Annotated in this window: 12 protein-coding genes; 9 read left to right on the top strand and 3 right to left on the bottom strand. The window is 71.6% G+C overall.

Features of this window, described 5'->3' with window-relative positions; translation table 11 throughout:
- Positions 1 to 89 precede the first annotated feature (89 nt).
- The 5 genes from DFJ64_RS06845 to DFJ64_RS06825 all read left to right on the top strand — a co-directional run bounded on the left by DFJ64_RS06845 (position 90) and on the right by DFJ64_RS06825 (position 9747).
- Positions 90 to 3005: a hypothetical protein gene (locus DFJ64_RS06845; RefSeq protein WP_115849686.1), complete on the top strand. Its 2916-nt coding sequence runs from the start codon at positions 90 to 92 to the stop codon at positions 3003 to 3005.
- A gap of 123 nt (positions 3006 to 3128) precedes the next feature.
- Positions 3129 to 6245 carry a glycoside hydrolase family 38 C-terminal domain-containing protein gene (locus DFJ64_RS06840; protein ID WP_115849685.1) on the top strand — a complete coding sequence of 1039 codons (3117 nt, stop codon included), beginning with the start codon at positions 3129 to 3131 and terminating at the stop codon, positions 6243 to 6245.
- Between the two features lie 171 nt (positions 6246 to 6416).
- Positions 6417 to 7124: a FadR/GntR family transcriptional regulator gene (locus DFJ64_RS06835; protein ID WP_115849684.1), complete on the top strand. Its 708-nt coding sequence runs from the start codon at positions 6417 to 6419 to the stop codon at positions 7122 to 7124.
- 151 nt (positions 7125 to 7275) lie between these two features.
- Positions 7276 to 8700 (top strand): MFS transporter, encoded by a 1425-nt coding sequence (locus DFJ64_RS06830; protein WP_245940990.1) that lies wholly within the window; start codon positions 7276 to 7278, stop codon positions 8698 to 8700.
- 144 nt (positions 8701 to 8844) lie between these two features.
- Positions 8845 to 9747 carry a nucleoside hydrolase gene (locus tag DFJ64_RS06825; protein ID WP_170152523.1) on the top strand — a complete coding sequence of 301 codons (903 nt, stop codon included), beginning with the start codon at positions 8845 to 8847 and terminating at the stop codon, positions 9745 to 9747.
- 52 nt (positions 9748 to 9799) lie between these two features.
- Here the strand turns inward: DFJ64_RS06825 and DFJ64_RS06820 are convergent, their stop codons facing one another.
- The 3 genes from DFJ64_RS06820 to DFJ64_RS06810 all read right to left on the bottom strand — a co-directional run bounded on the left by DFJ64_RS06820 (position 9800) and on the right by DFJ64_RS06810 (position 13597).
- Complete coding sequence (locus DFJ64_RS06820) at positions 9800 to 10771, bottom strand: D-2-hydroxyacid dehydrogenase family protein (RefSeq protein WP_115849681.1); 972 nt, start codon at positions 10769 to 10771, stop codon at positions 9800 to 9802.
- Between the two features lie 11 nt (positions 10772 to 10782).
- Positions 10783 to 11643, bottom strand: a complete 861-nt coding sequence (locus DFJ64_RS06815) for an SMP-30/gluconolactonase/LRE family protein (protein WP_115851891.1) — start codon at positions 11641 to 11643, stop codon at positions 10783 to 10785.
- Between the two features lie 220 nt (positions 11644 to 11863).
- Positions 11864 to 13597 carry an IlvD/Edd family dehydratase gene (locus tag DFJ64_RS06810; protein WP_115849680.1) on the bottom strand — a complete coding sequence of 578 codons (1734 nt, stop codon included), beginning with the start codon at positions 13595 to 13597 and terminating at the stop codon, positions 11864 to 11866.
- Between the two features lie 413 nt (positions 13598 to 14010).
- Here DFJ64_RS06810 and DFJ64_RS06800 point away from each other — a divergent pair, with 413 nt between their 5' ends.
- The 4 genes from DFJ64_RS06800 to DFJ64_RS06785 all read left to right on the top strand — a co-directional run bounded on the left by DFJ64_RS06800 (position 14011) and on the right by DFJ64_RS06785 (position 20826).
- The gene (locus tag DFJ64_RS06800) at positions 14011 to 15354 is read left to right on the top strand and encodes an MFS transporter (RefSeq protein WP_115849678.1); all 1344 of its coding nucleotides are present in this window, start codon (positions 14011 to 14013) and stop codon (positions 15352 to 15354) included.
- A gap of 222 nt (positions 15355 to 15576) precedes the next feature.
- Positions 15577 to 17934: a WD40/YVTN/BNR-like repeat-containing protein gene (locus DFJ64_RS06795; RefSeq protein WP_147304621.1), complete on the top strand. Its 2358-nt coding sequence runs from the start codon at positions 15577 to 15579 to the stop codon at positions 17932 to 17934.
- A 303-nt stretch (positions 17935 to 18237) separates the two neighbouring features.
- The gene (gene arfA / locus DFJ64_RS06790) at positions 18238 to 19740 is read left to right on the top strand and encodes an arabinosylfuranosidase ArfA (protein WP_115849676.1); all 1503 of its coding nucleotides are present in this window, start codon (positions 18238 to 18240) and stop codon (positions 19738 to 19740) included.
- A gap of 57 nt (positions 19741 to 19797) precedes the next feature.
- On the top strand, positions 19798 to 20826 hold the full coding sequence (locus tag DFJ64_RS06785; RefSeq protein ID WP_115849675.1) for a zinc-dependent alcohol dehydrogenase: 1029 nt from the start codon (positions 19798 to 19800) through the stop codon (positions 20824 to 20826).
- Positions 20827 to 20865: the final 39 nt, after the last annotated feature.

Genomic DNA, 20865 nt, shown 5'->3' with positions numbered 1-20865 from the left:
TCACCTAGACGATCACCTCGGCGTGGGCCAGAATCCACGGGTGGCCTCCGCGCCACGGACCGAGCGTTCACGTCGCGAAGGGAACCGCCGTGTCGGGTGTGCGCACGGTGTCGGGTGCGCGCGTGGGGGCTGACATCCGGCTCATCGGCCACTGGCGACGCATCCGCGTCACCGTCCTCGTGCTCGGGGTCTTGCTGCTCGTGCAGTGGCCGATGCGGCACGCGGTCCAGATGGGCGACCCGACCTGGGGGACGCGGTGGGGGTCGGGTGGTGACGTGCCGCCGTGCGAGGTTCCGGCGCGGCTCTCGCTCCTCGTCGACGGTGTCGCCATCTACGTCTACCTGCTGGCCGCGTGGCGCACCCGTGCGTACCTCGATCTCCGCGCCGCACCAGCCAGGTCGACGCTGGGTCTGGTCGGCGCGGTCGCGCTGTCGGTCGCGGCTGTGCTCGACGTGGTCGAGAACGTCGTGGTGTGGCGACGTTTCGGATCCCTCGAGGTGCCGCGACCGGGCACCGAGCTGGCCGGCCGATGCCCCGATCTCACCGTCACCGGTCTCAGCCACGCCCTCGACGCGGTGTGGATCGGCGGGGTCGTGGTCCTCCTCGTGGCACTCGTGCGGTCGGCGTGGGCCGCTCGGCGTCCGGCCGACTCGCCGTCGGACGCAGGGGAGCGGAGCGAGGACGCGGGCGACGACGTCGACCGAGGTGGGCAGATCATCTGCTGCTCCGGCGGCGGTATCCGGTCGGCCGCCTTCTGCCTCGGTGCGCTCCAGGTGCTGTCCGAGCGTGGGGAGTACCAACGCTCCTCGTCGGTGATCGGGGTCAGCGGCGGGAGCTACATCGCCGCGGCGTTCCACGTGCTGCGTCGATCGCTCACCGGCCGACCGGGTGAGCTCGCGCCCTTCGCACTGGGATCCCCCGAGCTCGCCCGCCTTCGGCGGCACACCCACTACCTCCTGCCCTCGATCTCGGTGGGCGCGCGTGGCGTGCTGTCCTTGCTGTACGGCGCTGTCGTCAACCTCATCCTCATCGGCGTCGTGCTGCGGGTCGTGGCGTGGCTGCTCGGCTGGGCCATCGCGGAGACCGGCAGCGTGGACGGGCTCGGAACCCCCCACGCGTCGTTCGACATCGCGACCCTGCCGGCGTGGTACCTCGTTGGCGCGCTCGGTCCGCTCGCCGTCGTCGTGGGTCTCTTCGTCCTCGAAGTCGTCGTCGACCGGTTCCGCGTCCCTCCCAAATGGCTGCGCACCGAGGGGCGCGTCCTGGCGAACCTGCTCGTCGTGCCGGGACTCGCCGCGGCGCTCGTGCTGCTCGGCGTCCCGGCGGCCCTGGCGTGGGCGAACAATGTCGAGCTGGAGCAGAAGGTGGCGCCGTCCTTGCTCGGTGCCGGGGTGGCGAACGGTCTCATGGGCGCGGCCGGCGACGGCATGGCGCGCGCCGGGGACACCGCCGTGGCGGTCCTCGACTCCCAGTTCGGTGTGACGACCCTGCTCACACTCGGCTTCACGTTCCTCGCCTTGGCCCGGTCGGCGTGGAAAGGGCTGGAGGCCCTGGACAGCGGTGACGGCGGGCCGGGGCTCCGAGCGAAACTCGTGGTCTGGGCCCGCACACGGCTGGTGCCTTGGCTGGGCTCGGCCGTCCTGGTGCTCGCGGGCGGTGTCATCCTGCTGCGCTGGACAGCTGGATACGTCACGAGTGAGGAGTGGCGGTCGCGGTGGTGGGTCGCGGCGCTGTGCGTCGGCGCCGTCGTCGTCATCGGGGTCTTCACCGACGCCACCCGCACGTCCTTGCACCCCTACTACCGGGAGCGGCTGGCCTTGGCGTACTTGGTCCGTCGCGTCGGGGACACCGTGGAGGAGTACGACTACGCGCGCCCGATGCCTTACTCGACCTGGGCCGCGGCCGACGACGGCGGGCCACGCCTGGTCGTGGTGGCGTCCGCGAACGCCTTCGACAAGGAATTCGTCCCCGCGGACCGAGGATGTGTGCCGTTCGTCTTCGACCCGGACGTGACAGGGGTGGCCGGAGGGGTCGGCCTGCCCAGCGGCGGCCTCGAACCCACCGCGGCGTACGAGGCGCGAGCGGACTACCGCCGACGGGAGGTGACCATCGCGGGCGCGGTGGCCATCAGTGGTGCGGCGTTCGCTCCCTTGACCGGACGGGAGAACACTCGTCTGCGGCCGATGCGGCTGCTGTTCGCGGTCGTCAACGCCCGCCTCGGTGTCTGGTTGCCCAACCCCTACTGGGGGACGGCGTCGCGGGCGGCACGGCTCGCCCACCGGTGCGCCAGCCTCGCAAGCGAGGGGCGGCTCGGTGGTCGCCTCATGTGGAAGCTGTCGGAGCTCTGGGCGCACCTCGTCAGCGTCGCCGACAAGCCTGGCGCGTTCCGGTTGTTCAAGGAGGCGGTCGGCCGCACGTCGCTGTATGACCGTCGGCTCTACGTCACCGACGGCGGGCACTACGACAACCTCGGCCTGGTCGAGGCGTTGCGTCGCCGTCCCGCGCGGATCATCGTCATCGACGCGTCGAACGACCCCGAGGACTCCTTCGCCGCGCTGGGGTCGGCCATCGCGACCGCGCGCATGGACCTCGGGGTCGAGGTCGACCTCGACCCCCGTCGGCTGCGGCGTGGGGACGAGCCCAGAGTCGACCGGGGCTGGGTCCGCGGACGCGCCGTGTACCCCGATGGGACGTCGGCGGAGATCCTGCTGGTCAAGGCTGTCCTCGCGGGCCAGCTGCCGTGGGACGTCGAGGCGTACGCGGCCGCGCACGCCGACTTCCCCCGCCGCACGACGAGTGACCAGCTCTACGGTGAGTTCGACTTCGAGGCGTACCGGGCGCTCGGCTCCGCCGTGACGCGGGACATGCTCGACTACCTCGCCGCTCGCTCCCTGGTGCACCCCACGCCGAGCGGTGCGGCGTCTCCGGAAGGTACGGCGTCTCCGGAAGGTACGGCGTCTCCGGAGGATGTGGCGCCCACACCGGCCGAGCCGAGACACGGCTGAGACTCCGAAAAAAGATCACGTCACGTGACACGCCGATGACGTCGTGTTGATGTTGGTCTTCCCGTGGCCGCCGTGCGCGAGTAACGTGCGCACGGGACGATCACGAGAGCCGCTGGGACCGCCATGACCACCCGACTTCTGGCCCGTACCGCGCAGGCCTCCGCTCCCCGGACGGTGCGCGAGGTGCTCCAGGCCGCGAGTCTCGAGACGGTCGTGCGCGTCGGCGACGTCCAGGTGTCCGGCGCCGCCCTGCCGCTGTTCCGCGCTGTCTCGACCTTGCGTGCGACGGACGTCCTCCACCAGGTGGTCCGGCTCGCCTTCACGTCTCGCCCGCATCGCCTGGACCGCGTGGAGCTGTGCCGTTCGGACGGGGAGCCGGCGGTCTCCTGGACCGGCGACCTCCCTCCGGACGGGGTGCTCGACCTGCTCGTCCCCGAGATCACCGAGCCCGCGACGTGGACGGTGGTCGTGGTGGTCGACGGGCATCCCCACCGCGGCACGCTCCGCGTGGCGCCCGGACGCAAGCTCACCGTGCACCTCGTCCACCACTCCCACCTCACGTTCGACGATCCGGAGCTGCCCGTCGACGACCTGGACCTGTCCGGAGGCGTGCTGCGGTACCACTGGGACGCTCTCGACGCGGTCGTGGACTTGGCGCGCGACGACGCGCGCGTCGAGGAGAGGGAGCCGGAGACCGGGTTCCGGTTCACGGTGGACGCCAGCCTGCCGGTCCGCACGTGGTTGCGGCAGCGCCCGTCGGCGGTGGTCGAGGAGTTCTGTCGGCTCGTCCGCGCCGGCGTCGTCGACGTGACGGCGATGCCGTTCAGCCTGAACCCGGCGACGGCCAGCGAGGACGAGCTCGTCAGCGTGCTGCGCCCCGCGGTGGCGCTCCGCGAGCGGTACCGGCTGCCGGTTCGCTCGGTGCTGCACACCGGCGTGCTGGACGGGACGTCGGGTTTCGTGGACTGCCTCGCGGACGCGGGCGTGCGCTACGTGGCGGCGGTCGACGGCGGGGAGGCGGACCTCGCCGGGCTGGTGCGTGAGCACGGCCCCGCCGGAAGCGGCGGGAGGTCCGGCCTCGTCCCAGGTCGGTTGATGTGGTGGCGATCGCCGGCGGGTGCGCGGCTGCTCACGTGGGCCAGCGACGCCCACCTGGACGGCGCCCTGCTCGGTCTGGCGGAGTCCTACGACGCGGCGGTCGTGCTCCTCCCGCTGTACCTGCACGCGTTCGTCGGCCCGGCGTACCCGTTCGACCTGCTGCAGCTCGGCGTGCGCGGACACCACGCCGCCAACGCCGGGCCGAGCCTCGCGCCAGCACGGATCGCCCGCCGGTGGAACGCGGAGTGGGCGTTTCCCCGACTCGTCTGCGCCACCACCACGTCCTTCCTCCAACACGTGGAGCGCCAGCTCGGTGACCACGTGCCCGGCCACCTCGGCGACTGGGGATCGCCGTCGCCGCCGGCGGCGGACGCCCGACGTCGGGGCTACCACCGCCGGTCGTTGGGGCTCGCGCGGACGGCGGAGGCGATGCACGCCTTCGCCGACCTGCGATCGGGCGCGTCGACGCCCGTCCACGACCAGGTCGACGCCATTCACGAACGGGCCGGGTCGTTCGACGCGCCCGGGTCCGGCGGATGGGCCAGGTGTGCCGACGCTGCCGAGCAGGCCTACGACGACGCGTGCGACCTGCTGCACCACGGCGTCCGACGGCTCGGCGCCGGCATCGGTCGATCGCCGTTCAGTGACGTACGCGCCACTGTCGCGGTCTACAACACCACGGGATGGACCCGCACCGACGTGGTGCGCGTGTTCCTCCCTGACGCCCGGCTGGGGACGCGCGCCCTCGGCGTCGTCGACACCCGACGCGATGAACGCGTCCCCGCGCGCGTGACACCCACCAGCCGGACCAGGCGCGAATGTCTCGTGGAGTTCGTGGCCCGGGAGGTGCCGCCCCTGGGATGGGTCCGCTTCGACCTCGTGGGTGTGGGCGAGGGTGAACGGTCCGGTGGCTGGTCACGCACCGAGGACCTCGACCCGCGAGCGGGCGCGGGTGAACCCGGCGGCACGGCGAAGGCCGCGTATCGACTGGCCAACGACTTCTACGAGCTGACCTACGACACCGCGCGTGGGCTGGTGTCGTCGGTCGTCGACCGTCGCACCGGCCACGAGCTGGTCAATCACGCCGCGTTGACCGGGCTCAACGAGTACATCGTGGACACGTACGCCCTGAACACCTCGGCGAGTCCGGTGCCGGCGCGAACCTACGACGGCACACTGCTGGCGTCACGTCGCCTCGGCCGTCCGGCCGTCGTCCGGGCCTTCGAGAGTTCGGAGCTGTGCGATCGGCTCGAGGTCGAGGTGTGCGCGCCGGAGTTCCACGTCGTCCGGACGACCATCGAGCTGTACGCCGGTGTGCCGCGCGTCGACATCACCAACCGGGTCCGTGTCCAACCCGGCATGGCCCGCGAATGTGGCTACTTCGCGTTCCCGCTGGCCGGGAGCGGCCCCCTGGTCTACGAGCGGACGGGTGCGGTCGTCGAGCACACGGGCGCGCCCGGCCCGCTCGCGATCCGACACTGGGCGGGCGTCCGCGACCAGGACTACGTGCGCGTGTGGGCCACGCTCGAGGCGCCGAACGTCCAGGTCGGCACCCTCGCCCTGCCCGGCCCGCCGTATCCCACGACCATCGCTCTCGACATGCGGGAGCCGTCGACCCTCTACTCCTGGGTGTACGACTCCTGCTCCTGGGTGTACGACTCGCGGGGCCGACCCCATCCGCCGGACGCCGTCTCCTCCGCGGGTGGCGTGGGCTGCCGTGGTCATCCGGCCGAGATGACGTTCCGGTACGCGGTCGCGGGCGCGGTCGGCTCGTCCGTTCCCGCGCTCGGCGCGGCGACGGCGGCCGGCCTCACCGATCCGTTGGTCGCCGTGCTCGCCACCGGGCACCGAGAGGTCCCCCTGGTGTCGTCCGGCAGCCTGCTCACGGTGCGTCCACCGGAGGTGACCGTCGCCGGCCTGGGACGGCCCCGGGACGGGTCGGCCGGGATCGCGGTACGGCTGCGCTCGCTGGCCTCGCAGGCCGTGGAGGCGGAGGTGACGCTCGAGGGGATCGTGGCCGGTTCCGCCGTCGTGACCTCGGCGTTGGACGGCGGCCCTGCGACCGAGCTGTCGGTCGTGGACGGTCGGGTCCGGGTGCCGATCCCCGCCGGCACGCTTCGAACACTTCTGCTCCGTCCGTGACCGCTCTCGATACCCTGTCGCCGACCGGGCGGCGGCAGACCGGTCGGTATTGTCATACAAGTGGTTCGAATGTCGGTGCGGCGAGAGGTCGGCCTGTCGCGTCGGAAGGAGCGTCTTCCCAGCGTCGCGACCGTCGTCCCGCCTGTCGTTGGGGAGTGAGGCCGAAACGCGATGGCGGCGTACCCGGGCCGTGGCGCCCACGGCCAGGTGGTCGAGCACCTCGGTCGCAAGATCGTCACCGGCGGTTTCGCCGAAGGCGAGACGATCGACCCCCTGGCGCTGGAGCAGCAGCTCGACGTGAGCCGCACCGTCGTCCGCGAGGCCTTGCGCGTGCTCGCCGCGAAAGGGCTGATCGGCGCCCGCCAGAAGCGCGGCACGTTCGTCCGTCCCCGCGCGGAGTGGCACCTGCTCGACGGCGACATCCTGCGCTGGCAGTTCGAGGGTCGCACTGACCCGGCGTTCTTCCACAACCTCCACGAGGTGCGGTCCATCGTCGAGCCGGCGGGCGCCCGCCTGGCGGCCCAACGGCGCACCGACGAGGACATCGCGGCGCTGGAGGCGGCACTCCAGGCGATGGCGGAGGCGGGCGACGACCCGTCCGCGGCTGTCCAGGCGGACCTCGCCTTCCACCGGGCGCTGCTGACCGCCGCGCACAACGAGCTGCTCCTGCGGATGGAGGCGGTGGTCGAGGCCGGGTTGATGGTCCGCGACCGGCTCGTGCACGGGGCCGGTGTCCCGGTGGCGGACCCGTTGCCGAGTCACCGGACCGTCTTCAACGCCATCCGCGGAGGGAACCCGGTCAAGGCCGAGCGGGCCATGCGGGCGCTCCTCGCCCAAGCCTCCGAGGACCTCTCGCGCTTCCGTGGCGACGTGGAGTGAGGTCCGAGTCTGGCTCAGAGTGAGGTCCGAGTAGCCGTTCGCGGTCACGTCGTCTGCCATGCGGGACGACAGTCCGAGTCGTGGACGGCCGGGATTAGGCTGCGTCACGTCCGCTGAGTTCGTCAGATGTCTGGTCGCGGAGGTTGTCGGCTTGTCAGAACCCGCGGATCCGGGTAAGCCTGGCGACGCCTCCGATGGCGTCCTCGAACGAGGAGCGGTCCTCTCCGACACCTCGCCGACCCGAGCCACCCGACCCCAGGCCTCACCGCGCCGTCGGCGGCTGAGTCTGCGACGGTTCGTCGTCGACACCCGCCCCTTGGCGATCCCGCCCTACCGGCGGCTGTGGATGTCCACGATCGTCACGGCGGTCGGCAGCCAGCTCACCGTCGTCGCGATCCCCAAGCAGCTCTACGACATGACGGGGTCGTCGGCCTCCATCGGGCTGTCCGGTGCGGTGGCCCTGGTTCCGCTGGTGATCTTCGCCTTGTGGGGTGGTGCGATCGCCGACGCCGTGGACCGGCGCAAGCTCATGCTGGTCACCAACTCCGGCATCGCGATCACCTCCCTGCTGCTGTGGGCGCAGGCGTTCGCCCGACTGAACTCGATCTGGGTTCTGTTCGCGCTGCTCGCCCTCCAGCAGGCCTGCGCGGGCGCCAACCAGCCCGCCCGGAGCGCCTCGATCCCTCGGCTCGTCCCGGCGCCGCTGCTGCCGGCCGCCAACGCGCTCGGGTCCACGGTGTTCCAGCTCGGCTCGATCGTCGGGCCGCTGCTTGCCGGTGTCCTCATTCCGGTCGTCGGCTTGTCGACGCTCTACTTCATCGACGCGCTGGCGCTCACCGTCACGATCTGGGCCGTGTGGCGGTTACCGCCGCTGCCACCGTTGAACGGCGCACCACGTCGAGCCGGCCTGCGTCACGTCGCCGAGGGCTTCAGGTACCTCGCCACCCAGCGCGTCGTGCTGGTGTCGTTCCTCGCCGACATCATCGCGATGGTCCTCGGCATGCCACGCGCGCTGTTCCCCCAGATGGCGCAGGAGACGTTCGGCGACCCGCCCAAGGGAGGTTTCGCGCTCGGCGTCCTGTACGCCGCGATCCCCGTGGGCGCGGTCCTGGGTGGGTTGTTCTCCGGCACGTTCTCGCGGATCCGTCGCCACGGCGTCGCCGTGACGGGCGCGGTGTGCGCGTGGGGTCTGGCGATCATCGGCTTCGGCCTGTCGCCGTGGCTGTGGCTGGCGGCGGTGTTCCTCGCCCTCGCCGGTGTCGCCGACCTGGTGAGCATGGTCTTCCGCGGCACGATCATGCAGGAGGCCGCGACCGACGAGATGCGCGGTCGCCTGCAGGGCGTCTTCACCGTCGTGGTGGCCGGCGGACCGCGGCTCGCCGACCTCGCGCATGGCACCGCGGGGGCGGCCGTGGGGACGGCCCTGGCGGTCAGTGGGGGTGGCGTCCTGGTGATCGTGGCGATGCTGGTCACCGTGGCGGCGTTCCCGATCTTCTGGCGCTACTGCGCACCGAGTCACCACGAGCCGGCCGACCGTCCGTCCGGTCGTGGCCCGCGGCCGGCGTCCGCTTCATGATCAGACCATCCCGAGGGCCCTGGCGCAGCCGATACTGTCGTGGGGCCAGTGCCCGACCCGGTGAGCGAGCGGGGGTACGTAGTCGACCACCGGCCAGGACTCGACGCGTGAGAAAGTGAGGCCGCTGTGGCCGACCGTCATCAGGTGGTTCTGGACACCGACATCGGCTCCGACGTCGACGACGCCCTCGCGCTCGCGATGCTGCTGGGGTCGCCGGAGGTCGAGCTGCTCGGGGTGACGACGGTCTACGGGGACGTCGACGTGCGGGCGCAGATCGCGCGGCGGCTCGCCCGGCTTGCCGGCCACGACCAGCTGGTCGTCGTCCCCGGCGCCGAGCGACCGCTCAGTGGTGAGGAGGCGTGGTGGGCCGGCTTCGAGGGCCGGCTGTATCCCGACCTCGGCCAGGAGGTCTTCGTCGAGGACATGTCGGCCGCGGAGTTCCTCGTCGAGACGGTGACCGCTCGCCCGGGCGAGGTGGACGTCGTGGCGATCGGCCCGCTGACAAACCTCGCCGAGGCGATCCGCACCGACTCGGCGTTCGTCCGGTCCGTCCGCCGCCTCTACGTCATGGGAGGACGCTTCGACACCCCGGAGGCGGAGCACAACTTCCACAGCGACGCGATCGCGGCCGCCGAGGTGTTCGCCTCCGGCATGCCCGTCACCGTGGTGGGGCTGGAGATCACCACGCGGGCTCGGATCGGCCCCTCCCACCTCGCCCGGATCGCCGCGGCCGGCGCGCTCGGCCGGCAGCTGGAGGCGGAGGTCCGTCAGTGGTGGGAGTACACCCGGCGGCAGTGGAACCATCCGCACGATCCCCTCGCCGTCCTCGCCATGCTGCGGCCCGATCTCATGGAGGTCGAGGCGGTGCGTGTCCACGTGGAGCGGGCTGGGCCTCAGGTGGGCGTCAGCGTGGCCGACTCGGCGCCTTCCGGACAGGCGAGGGAGGGTGCCGCGACAACGCACGTCGTGCGGGACGTGGACGTCGACGCCGCGGTCGAGGAGACCGTGGCGCGGATCGAGGCGGCCGGTCGGCGCGGCGCACCCTGATCCCGCCGTCTTCGCCGCTCAGCCTGGTCGCGCTGACCTCACCGTCGAGGGCTCAGCTGGACGGTCTGGGCGCGGGGTTGAGCACGTTGATCGGCCGCCCCGCCAGGAACGCCGCGATCGCCTCGACGGCACCCACGTACCACTGGGCGTAGGTCCGGTGGGTGACGAAGCCGATGTGCGGTGTCAGCACCGTTCGGGGCGCCTGCCGGAGCGGGTGGTCGGTCGGGAGGGGCTCGCGGTCGAAGACGTCCAGCCCGGCGCCGGCGATCCGGCCCTCGCGCAACGCGGTGAGCAGGGCCTGCTCGTCGACGATCGGGCCGCGCGAGGTGTTGACCAGGTACGCGGTCGGCTTCATGAGCGCGAGCTCGCGCGCGCCGACCAGGCCACGGGTGCGGTCGCTCAGCACCAGGTGGATGCTGAGCACGTCGGAGCGGGCGAACAGCTCGTCCTTGTCCACCCGCGTGGCGCCCGCCTCCGCCGCGGCCTGGTCGGTGAGGTTCTGGCTCCAGGCGATGACGTCCATGCCGAACGCGCGCGCGACCGGAACCATGGCGCGCCCGAGTCGCCCCAGGCCGAGCAGGCCGAGCGTGGCTCCGGCGAGGTCGGTGCCCACGGTGTGCTGCCAGCCACCGGCCCGGATGGCGGCGTCCTCGGCGGGGATGTGCCGGACCAGGCTGAGGATGAGCGCCCACGCGAGCTCGGTGGTGGCCGCCGCGCTGCCCTGGGTACCGCAGACCACGACGCCGTACTCCCGCGCCGCCTCGAGGTCGATGCTGGCGTTGCGCATGCCGGTCGTGACCGCCAGCCGGAGCTTGGGCAAGCGCGCCAGCAGGGACCGGCGCAGCGGGGTGCGCTCCCGCATGAGCACGAGGACGTCGAAGCCGACGAGCCGGTCCACGAGCGCGTCCTCGTCGTCGAGGTGGTCGTGGAAGAACCGCACCTCGGTGTCGGGAAGGCCGCCCCAGTCGGCGTAGGACTCCGCGACCGCCTGGTAGTCGTCGAGGACCGCGACCCGCGTCGGCATGGCGTCCGTCCTCAGCCGGCGTATGGCTGGACGGGCAGCCCACGGACGCCGGGCCGTGCCACGAACACCGACCCGGCGTCGGGCTGTTCCCCGTCGGGCACGCCCTCCCGCGAGGTGGTGATGTACAGCTCGGTGAGGTCGGGCCCGCCGAACGTGCAGGCCGTGACCTGGGTGACGGGCAGCTCGATCACGCCGTCGAGCTGGCCGTCGGGGCGGTAGCGGCGCACGGCCGACCCGCCCCACATGGCGACCCACAGGTAGCCGTCGGCGTCGACGGTCATGCCGTCGGGGCCGCCGTGCTCGGGCGGGATCCGCACGAGGGTGCGGCGGCTCGAGACCACCAAGCCGCTCGTGGGGTCGTAGTCGAAGACGTCGATGGCCTGGGTGGGGGTGTCGATGTAGTAGGCCTTGCTCAAGTCGGGCGACCAGGCCAGGCCGTTGGAGATGGTGACCCCCTCCAAGACGATGGACACCTTGCCGTCGACGTCGAGCCGGTAGACCGTGCCGGCGCCCGGTGTCGCGTCGTAGGCCATCGACCCGCAGTAGAAGCGGCCGTCAGGGTCGCAGGCCCCTTCGTTCATGCGGATGCCCGGGTCGCTCCACAGGTCGCCGAGGCGCTCCACGTTCCCGTCCTCGTCGACGAAGGCGAACCCGCGCTCGATGGCGACCACCATCCCGCCGCTGCTGCGGGGTCGGAACGCGGCGGCGACCTCACCCACGTGCGTCCGCTCGACGCCGCCGGTGGCCAGGTCGACGGCGAGGATGTCGCCGGCCAGCATGTCGACGAAGCGGAGTCCGCCCCAGCCTGAGTACCAGACCGGACCCTCGCCGTGGTGGGCATGGGGATCGGTGGCCTGCTCGACCTCGGTCATCGGCGTCCTTTCGCGGTCGTCGGCGACGATGGCGGGAGGGGCACCAGGATAGGTCGGCATCGCGGGCACGGGCGGGAGCTGACCGCACTGGGCCGCTCGTCGTCCCGTCACCGGCGCGGAACGTGGACGCTGGCGAAGCGCGTCGGGTCAGCGAGTCGAGTCCATGAGCGAATGGCCTGGGCCCCGGAGGAGGACCCAGGCCATCGGTGCTGTCGCTCCGTCAGTGCGACTCGCGCGGAACCGCGTGACCGCGAGACCCCCGCAGGAAGTCGAAGTCAGCGCCCTCGTGCGCCTGCGTGACGTGCTCGGTGTAGAGCCAGGCGTACCCGCTCGTGTAGCGCTGGGGCGGCGGAGTCCACTCGGCTCGACGACGCTCCAGCTCCTCGTCGGAGAGGTCGACGTGCAGCGTGCGCGCCGGGACGTCGAGGATGATGCGGTCCCCGGTCCGCACCAGCGCCAACGGTCCGCCCACGGCCGCCTCCGGCGAGACGTGGAGGACGACCGTGCCGTAGCCGGTGCCGCTCATCCGGCCGTCGCAGATCCGCACCATGTCGGTGACGCCGGCCTTGAGCAGCTTGGCGGGCAGCGGCACGTTGGACACCTCGGGCATACCCGGATAGCCCTTCGGACCCGCGTACCGGATGACGATGACGTCGGTGGGGTCGACGTCGAGGTCGGGGTCGTCGGCGACCGCGTGATATTCCTCGGGGGAGTCGAAGACCAGCGCGCGACCCTCGTGCTTGAGCAGGTGCGGCGAGGCGGCCGACCGTTTGATGACGGCGCCGTTCGGCGCGAGGTTGCCGCGGAGCACGGCGGTGCCGGTGTCCGGCGGCTGGAACGGCTCCTCCAGGGTGGTGATGACGTCGCGGTTCCAGCATTCCGCGTTGGCGTTGTTCTCCGCGATGGAGCGGCCCGTGACCGTGATCTGGTCGTTGTGGAGCAGCCCTCCCTCGGCCAGCTGGCGCAGCACGACCGGCAGACCACCGGCGTAGCAGAAGTCCTCCATGAGGTACTTGCCGGACGGCATGAGGTTGACCAGCGTGGGAACCGGACGGGCGAGCGTGTCGAAGTCGTCGAGCGTGAGCTCGACGCCGACGCGGCCGGCCAACGCGAGCAGGTGGACGATGGCGTTGGTCGAGCCACCGATGGCGGCGTTCGTGCGAATGGCGTTCTCGAACGCCTCCCTGGTCAGGATCTTGCTGATGCGCAGGTCCTCCTCGACCATCGCCACGATGCGGCGCCCGGCCTCCTGCGCCGTCTCGTAGCGTCGCGCGTCCACCGCGGGCCATGTCGCCGAGCCGGGCAGCTGCATGCCGAGCGCCTCCGCGACGCACGCCATCGTGGAGGCGGTGCCCATGGTCATGCAGTGGCCGTTCGAGCGAGACATGCAGCCCTCGGCGAAGAAGCACTCCTCCGGGGTCATCCGCCCGGCCTTCAGCTCCGCCTCGAACTTCCACACGTGGGTGCCCGAGCCGATGTCCTGGCCACGGAACTTGCCGTTGAGCATCGGGCCGCCGGTCACCATGATCGCCGGAAGGTCGACCGAGGCGGCGGCCATGAGCAGACCTGGTGTGGTCTTGTCGCAGCCGGACAGCAGTACCACGCCGTCGAGCGGGTTGGCCCGCATCATCTCCTCCGCCTCCATGGCGAGGAGGTTGCGGTAGAACATCGCGGTCGGCCGGAGCATCGTCTCGCCGAGCGCCAACGCGGGGAACTCCAACGGGAATCCGCCCGCCTGCCAGACGCCACGCTTGACCGCTTCGGCCACCCGGTGCAGGTGGGCGTTGCACGGCGCCAGCTCTGACCAGGTGGTGGCGATCCCGATGACGGGTCGCCCGTCGAAGACGTCGGGGCCGAAGCCCTGGTTGCGCATCCACGACCGGTGCGTCATGCCGGTCCGGCCGGTCGCACCGAACCACGCGCGGCTGCGTCGCTCGTTCGTCTGGGCTGCCATCCCTACTCCTTCGAAGGGTCAGGTCCGACGCCGCGGCCCGCCGCGACGACGGCGTGAGCCTCGACCTCGCCGGCTCCCCACTCGACGTCCTCGACCTCGCCCGTCCTGTCGACGAGGTGCGTCGTCGGTCGCCGTCGGGTGGGGAGGCCTCGGTCGTCGTGAGCCCTCGGCGGTTTGGGCGACAGCATAGACATCAGACGTCTCGATGATCCGAGTCCAAACCGATACTTGCCAGGGATGGCTGGCCCCGCTCGGCTGAGATAACGTGCTGAACGTGATCGATCGCGCTCCGCGATCGTCGGGACGCGTCGTCAGGAGAAAGGCCGGGCGTCGCAGGGAACCGTGTGGCGCTCAGTACCGGTCGAAGAAGCGCGACAACATCGCGTGACTGGTCGGCTGAGACAAGGGGGAGCATGGTTCGAGCGGGGCGAACCCTCTACACCGACGTCCGGTTCGTTGGGTACATCGCCGCCCGGGCGCTCAGCTTCATCGGCGACAACATCTGGTGGATCGCGATCGCCTGGTCGGCGGCCAAGCTCGGGGACCCCCGGCTGGCCGGCCTCGTGCTCGCCGCGCCCGGTGTCGCTCGAGCGGTCTTCATGCTGGTGGGTGGGGTCGTCGCCGACCTGCGCGGTGCTCGGCGCGTGATGCTCCTCTTCGACCTGCTCGCCGGCGTCGCCGCCCTCGTGGCCGCGGTGTTGACACTGAGCGGCTCACCGCCGTCCGCGGAGCTGTTGCTCGCCGTCGGCCTCGTCTTCGGCACGATCGAGGCCTTCTACCTGCCCGCCGCCAACAGCTACCTGGCCGCCCTGCTGCCGCGTGAGCGGCTGGCCCGAGGAACCGCGGTCCGCCAGTTCGTCCGCAGCGCGTCGGAGGCCGTCGGTCTCGCGGCGGGCGGTGTGCTGGTCGCCGTCGGCGGATTCGCCCTGGCGGCGGTCATGAACAGCGCCAGCTTCCTGGTGTGTTTCGCGATCCTGGTCATGGTGCGGCCCCGGTACCCCATCGGGCAGCAGCAGGCGAGCACCGGGGTCGGACGGGCGTTCATCGATGGGCTCCGCTATGTCGCGAGCAACACCCTCATCCGATCCCTCGCCATCTTGACGCTGGTGCTCAACATGGTCGTGGTGCCGGTCGAGACCATCGGGCTGTCGCTACGGTCGGAGCAGGTGGGCTGGGGCGCGTCCGGTCTTGGCCTCGTCCGTGGTTGTCTGGCGGCCGGACTGATCGTCGGCGGGTTGATCGGCACCGTGCTGCCCACGCCCACGCGACCCGCTCGGGCGCTCGCGTTGTGGCTGGTCGCGGCGTTGCCAGGCTTGGTGGCGTTCGCGCTCGGCCGCGATCTCGTCCTGGCCTCGGTGGGGGTGGGTGCGTACGCCGTGTGCTTCGGCGCGTCGAACACGATCCTCGCCGGACTCCTGATGACCCGGACGAGGTCGGACGTCCTCGGCCGAGTCCAGAGCGTCGTCACGGTCGTCTCGACGGCGATGACTCCTGTGGGGATCGCGGTGTTCGGTTGGTTCGTGGACGCCACCAGCCTCGACATCGTGGGAGCCGGATGCGTGGTCTTGGTCGCGGCCACGGTCGCGTGGATGCTGGCCTCGCCGGCGCTGCGGAGGGCCGAGCAAGAGGACGCCGAGGCTGAGCGGAGCCTCGAGCCTGCCTCGAACCACCAGAGCGGGCGCTATCCCACGGTGAGCTCAGGGCCGAGAGCGGGATTCGGGACGAACGCGGCGGTCCAGGACAGGCCATCGTCCTGACGCACAGATCCGGTCGCTCGGGTGGCCAGCCCACGCGGCTCTCGTCACCACGGCGCGGGACTGAAGGCCCGGTGGCGTCGTTTTCTCCGGCCCACACCACACGCTGCTGCCTATGGTGTGGGCTGCCCATGGGTGTGGGCTGCCCCACGGTGTGGCTGCCCAGGGCGTGGGCTGTCTATGGCGGCGCCACCGAGTGGTCGCCGCCGTTCGGGGGATGTGGTGATGTCGAGCTGGCTTCGTCAACGCACCCAGAGCCCGCGAGTCCGGAGCACCGCCTTGGTGACGGCGCTCGTCGTCGTGCTGCTCGGTACCTCGCAGCTCCCCGGCCTGCCGGCGCTGTTCCCCTCCCCGAACCGCGAGGGACCACCAGCCAGCCAGCGGTACGAGTGGCGCAACGTCGTCGTCAACGGTGGGGGCTTCGTCACCGGCATCGAGTTCAGCCCCGCGCAACCGGGTCTGGCCTACGCCCGGACCGATATCGGGGGCGCGTACCGCTGGGACGACGAGGAGGAACGCTGGGTCCCCCTGACCGACTGGCTCGGGTGGGAGGACTGGAACCTCTACGGCATCGAGAGCGTGGCGCCCGACCCGGTCGACGCCAACCGGGTCTACCTCGCGGCCGGGAGCTACACGAGCTCCGTCGGCGGTCGCGCGGCCATCTTGCGCTCGTCCGACCAGGGTCGGAGCTGGGAGCGCACGGACCTGCCCTTCAAGCTCGGCGCGAACGAGGACGGCCGGTCGATGGGGGAGCGGCTCGCCGTCGTCCCCGACGACAACCGGATCCTCTACCTCGGCACCCGGAACGACGGGCTGTGGCGCAGCGACGACTACGGCGCCACCTGGTCGCGGGTGCGCTCGTTCCGGGCGCGGGGCCTGCCCGGTGTGGGCATCGCGTTCGTCCTGCCGCTGACGAAGGGCACGATCTACGTGGGTGTGGCGGATCCACGGGGCAGTGTCGTCCGCAGCGTCGACGGCGGACGGACGTGGCGGCTCGTCCCCCGGCAGCCGCGTGGCCTCCTGCCGCACCACGCGGCCGTGGCGCGGGACGGCTCGGTGTGGTTCACCTACGCCAACGCGCCGGGACCGAACGGCATGACGGATGGGGCCGTGTGGCGTCTGGAACCACGTCGCGACCGGTGGCGCGACGTCACGCCGCGCCGGCCGAACCGCGGGGGTGAACCGGGGTTCGGCTATACCGGCCTGGCGGTCGACCCGACCGCTGCCGGCACGGTCGTCGTGAGCACGAACAACCGGTGGGCCGGGTCGGACGGGTTGTTCCGAACGACGGATGCCGGCCGGCACTGGCACTTCATCGCCAGCTGGCAGGACCTCGTCCCGACGGACTCGCGGCGGATGCTGCCGTTGGGGGTCCGCACGCTGAGCGTGCCGCCCATGTCCGATGGATCGATGTCGTCGTCCGATGGATCGATGTCCGGCGGCTCGACCCGTCGGCTCCGAGTGGTGCACCAGAGGCTCGACATCACCGCGGCCCCCTACCTGGCGTGGGGAGGAACGCCGCGCGGCGGCTGGTGGATCGGCGACGTGGCGGTCGACCCGTTCGACCCCGACCGGGTTCTCTACACCACCGGCGCGACGATCTTCGGCACGGACGACATGAGCGCCAGCGACCGAGGCACGCTCACCCACTGGAGCGTGCGGTCGCAGGGTATCGAGGAGACGGCCGTCAAGGACTTGGTGAGCCCACCCGAGGGGGCCCCACTGCTGAGCGCGGTGGCCGACCTGGGCGGGTTCCGTCACGACAGCCTGACCGTCTCGCCGCGGGCGGGGATGTTCGAGGACCCGATCCTGACCACGGGCACGAGCATTGACGTCGCTGGTCGGCATCCCAAGGTCGTGGTTCGGGTGGGCCTGCGGGACTCGGCGCCGCACGGCGCGGTGTCCAGGGACGGCGGGCGTACCTGGCGACCGTTCGCGTCCGAGCCGGACGGCACCGCTGGCGGCGGCTTCGTCGCGGTCTCCGCGGACGGACGGGCGATCGTCTGGAGCACCGAGGACGGCAGGCTCCTTCGGTCCACCGACGATGGACGCACGTGGCATCCGGTGCGGGGCTTGCCGCCCGGGGTGGAGGTCGAGGCGGACGACGTCGACCCGCGGCGCTTCTACGCCTTCGACGGGGCGACCGCCCGGCTGCTGCGCAGCGTCGACGGTGGACGAACGTTCCGCTCGGTGGGAGGCGGTCTCGTCCACGGCCATGGACAGCTGCGGTCGGTGCCTGGACGGGCGGGTCACCTGTGGCTCGCGAAATGGGAAGGTGGCCTGCTGAGCTCGACGGATGGCGGACGGTCGTTCGCTCCCGTGCCCGGGGTGGACGCCGCGGAGGCGGTGGGCTTCGGCAGAGCGGCGCTCGGTCGTGACCATCCCGCGGTGTTCGTCGTCGGCCGGATCGGCGGTGTCCGAGGCGTCTTCCGCTCCGACGACACCGGCGAGTCGTGGGTGCGCATCAACGACGACGACCACCAGTACGGCAAGACCTTCGTGGTGACAGGTGATCCGCGCCGGTACGGCCGGGTCTACCTCGGCACGAATGGTCGCGGGATCCTCGTCGCCGACCCTGACTGAGCTGTCGCGTCTCGGTGGCCCGCACGTCCAGCGGCAGGCGAGGTGTCGCGAGGCGGTGGCGCCGGCACAGTCGCCCGGCCGAGAGTGGACAGACCAGTTGTCCGAGATACCGGACGGCGTGCGTGATATCGACACAACGGCTACGATCGCTCGCCAGCGGCGTCGGCCGGTCGTTCCTCCAGCTGACGCGGTCCTCGAGTGCCCACCGTGGCCCCTCCTCGGTGGCTGCTCGCCGGGTGACGCCGGCGGAGGTGGGAGCGGACGCGCAACGTCGTCGACGAAAGGCAGTGCGGAAGGAGCCTCGTGGAGCAGGCGACTCTCACCCTCGACCCCGCGTTCCGGATCGGCGCGATCGACCCACGGATCCGCGGGTCGTTCGTCGAGCACCTCGGCCGCTGCGTCTACGGCGGCATCTACGAGCCTGACCACCCAGACGCTGACGAGGACGGTTTCCGCACCGACGTCCTCGCCTTGACGCGCGAGCTCGGTGTGACGACGGTCCGATACCCGGGCGGCAACTTCGTCTCCGGCTATCGCTGGGAGGACGGCATCGGGCCGAAGGACCAGCGACCGCGGCGGCTGGACCTGGCCTGGAAGACGATCGAGACGAACCAGGTCGGCGTCGACGAGTTCGTGGCTTGGTGCCGCAAAGCGAAGGTCGAGCCGATGATGGCGGTCAACCTGGGCACCCGCGGGATCGAGGAGGCCGCCGCCCTGGTCGAGTACTGCAACCATCCCTCGGGCAGCTACTGGTCCGACCTGCGGGTGCGCAACGGCGCGAAGGACCCGCACCGTGTGCGGATCTGGTGCCTGGGCAACGAGATGGACGGCCCATGGCAGATCGGCCACAAGACAGCACGGGAGTACGGCATCCTCGCCAAGCAGACCGCCAAGGCGATGCGGCTGGTCGACCCGGACCTGGAGCTGGTCGCCTGCGGCAGCTCCGGCCGCTGGATGCCGACCTTCGCGTCCTGGGAGGCGGAGGTCCTGGAGCACTGCTACGACGTGGTCGACTACGTCTCGCTGCACTCCTACTACCGCCCCAAGGACGGCGACTACGCCAGCTTCCTGGCCTCCGGCGTCGACATGGACGCCATGATCGAGGCGGTCGTCGCCACCGCCGACTACGTCAAGGCGAAGCTGCGCAGCTCGAAGACGCTGCACCTGTCGTACGACGAGTGGAACGTCTGGTACCAGCAGCCTGGCGACACGCGCGAGTGGGTCGTGGCACCGAGCCTCTTCGAGGACCAGTACTCCCTCATCGACGCCGTCGTCGTCGGCTCGCTGCTCAACAGCCTGCTCCGGCACGCCGACCGGGTGCGCATGGCGTGCTTCGCCCAGCTCGTCAACGTCATCGCCCCGATCACGACCGAGACGGGCGGTCCGGCGTGGCGGCAGACGACGTACCACCCGATGCGGTTGGTGTTCCAGCACGGGGTGGGTGACGCGTTGCGGGTGGAGCCGCGCGGTCCGCTCGTGGAGACGGCGCAGTACGGCGCCGTCCCCCAGCTCGACGCGTCGGCCACGTTGGACCCGGAGACCGGCGCGGTCGCCCTCTTCGCCGTCAACCGATCCTTGACGGAACCGCTGGTGGTCGAGGCCGACGTGCGCGCCCTGCGCGGTGTCCGGCCGGTGGAGCACCTCGCCCTGTACGGTGAGCGCGACGCGACGAACACCAAGGACAACCCGGACAACGTGGTGCCGCGGTCGATGCCGGTCCCCGAGCTCGCGGACGGCCGGTTGCGGGTGACGCTGCCGGCGATGTCGTGGAACCTCGTGCGGCTGTCCAGCGACGTCAGGGACTGACCGCGCGGGGACCGGTGTCGGTGGAGGAGTGACGACAGAGGGAGGTCAGGGAGGGCCATGGACGTCCCCACGACGAGTCCCGCGGTCGTCGTCCGAGGGCCCCACGACTTCGGGGTCGAGGAGCGGCCCGTCACGCCGCCCGGGCCGGGGGAGGTCTTGGTCCGCGTCGCGGCGGCGGGGATCTGCGGCAGTGACGTCGAATTGTTCGCCGGCACGAGGCCAGCGGCCTACGTGCGCTATCCCTGCGTACCCGGACACGAGTGGGCCGGCGTGGTCGCCGCGCTCGGCGACGGTGTCGAGGGGATCGAGGTCGGCGACCCGGTGGTGGCGCAGGGCTTCCGCTCCTGCGGTCGCTGCCCCCGCTGCCGTGAGGGCGCGACGAACCTGTGCGAGGCAGGCTATGCCGAGACCGGCTTCACCCACCCCGGAGCGTTCGGCGGGTACGTGACGGTGCCGGCCCGCCTGGTACACCGGCTGCGCGCCGACGCGGACCTGGAAGCGGCGGCGCTGCTGGAGCCGTCGGCTTGCGTCATCGAGGGCATCCTGGCCGCGGCCCCGGCGGTCGGCTCCCGTGTCGCGGTGGTGGGCACGGGCACGCTCAGCCTCGTGGCGTGCCAGGTGCTCGCCGCGTACAGTCCGGCCGAGCTGGTCCTCATCGGCGACAGCCCGAGCGGCCGAGAGCTCGGCCAAGCGTGGGGCGCGACGCGGTGCGTGAGCACCGCCGAGGCGACGGAGCCGGGCTGGACGTGCGACGCCGACGTCGTGGTCGAGGCCGGGTCCCGACCGACGTCCGCGCGGATGGCCGTGGCGGCCGCCCGGCGCGGCGGCACCGTCATCCTCGAGGGCATCCCGGGGGAGCCGGCCGAGGGCGACCTCACCGACATCGTGCTGAAGCACCTGCGGGTGCAGGGCATCTTCGGCGCCTCCGCCCGGGCGTGGGAGCACGCCGTCACGATGTTCAACCAAGGGCTGCTCGACCTCGCGCCGCTGGTCAGCCACCGCTTCGCCGTCAAGGACGTCGCGCTCGCGTTGGCGACGCTGCGCGAGCGGCCACCGAACCTCCGCAAGGTGCTGCTGCTGCCCTGACGGACGAGGACTGTCGTCACGGCGGACGGGACCGCTGCC

This window comes from Thermasporomyces composti, from assembly GCF_003386795.1.
Taxonomy (GTDB): domain Bacteria; phylum Actinomycetota; class Actinomycetes; order Propionibacteriales; family Actinopolymorphaceae; genus Thermasporomyces; species Thermasporomyces composti.
Note: the sequence above shows the minus strand (reverse complement) of the source record. Positions and strands in the feature narration are given on the sequence as shown.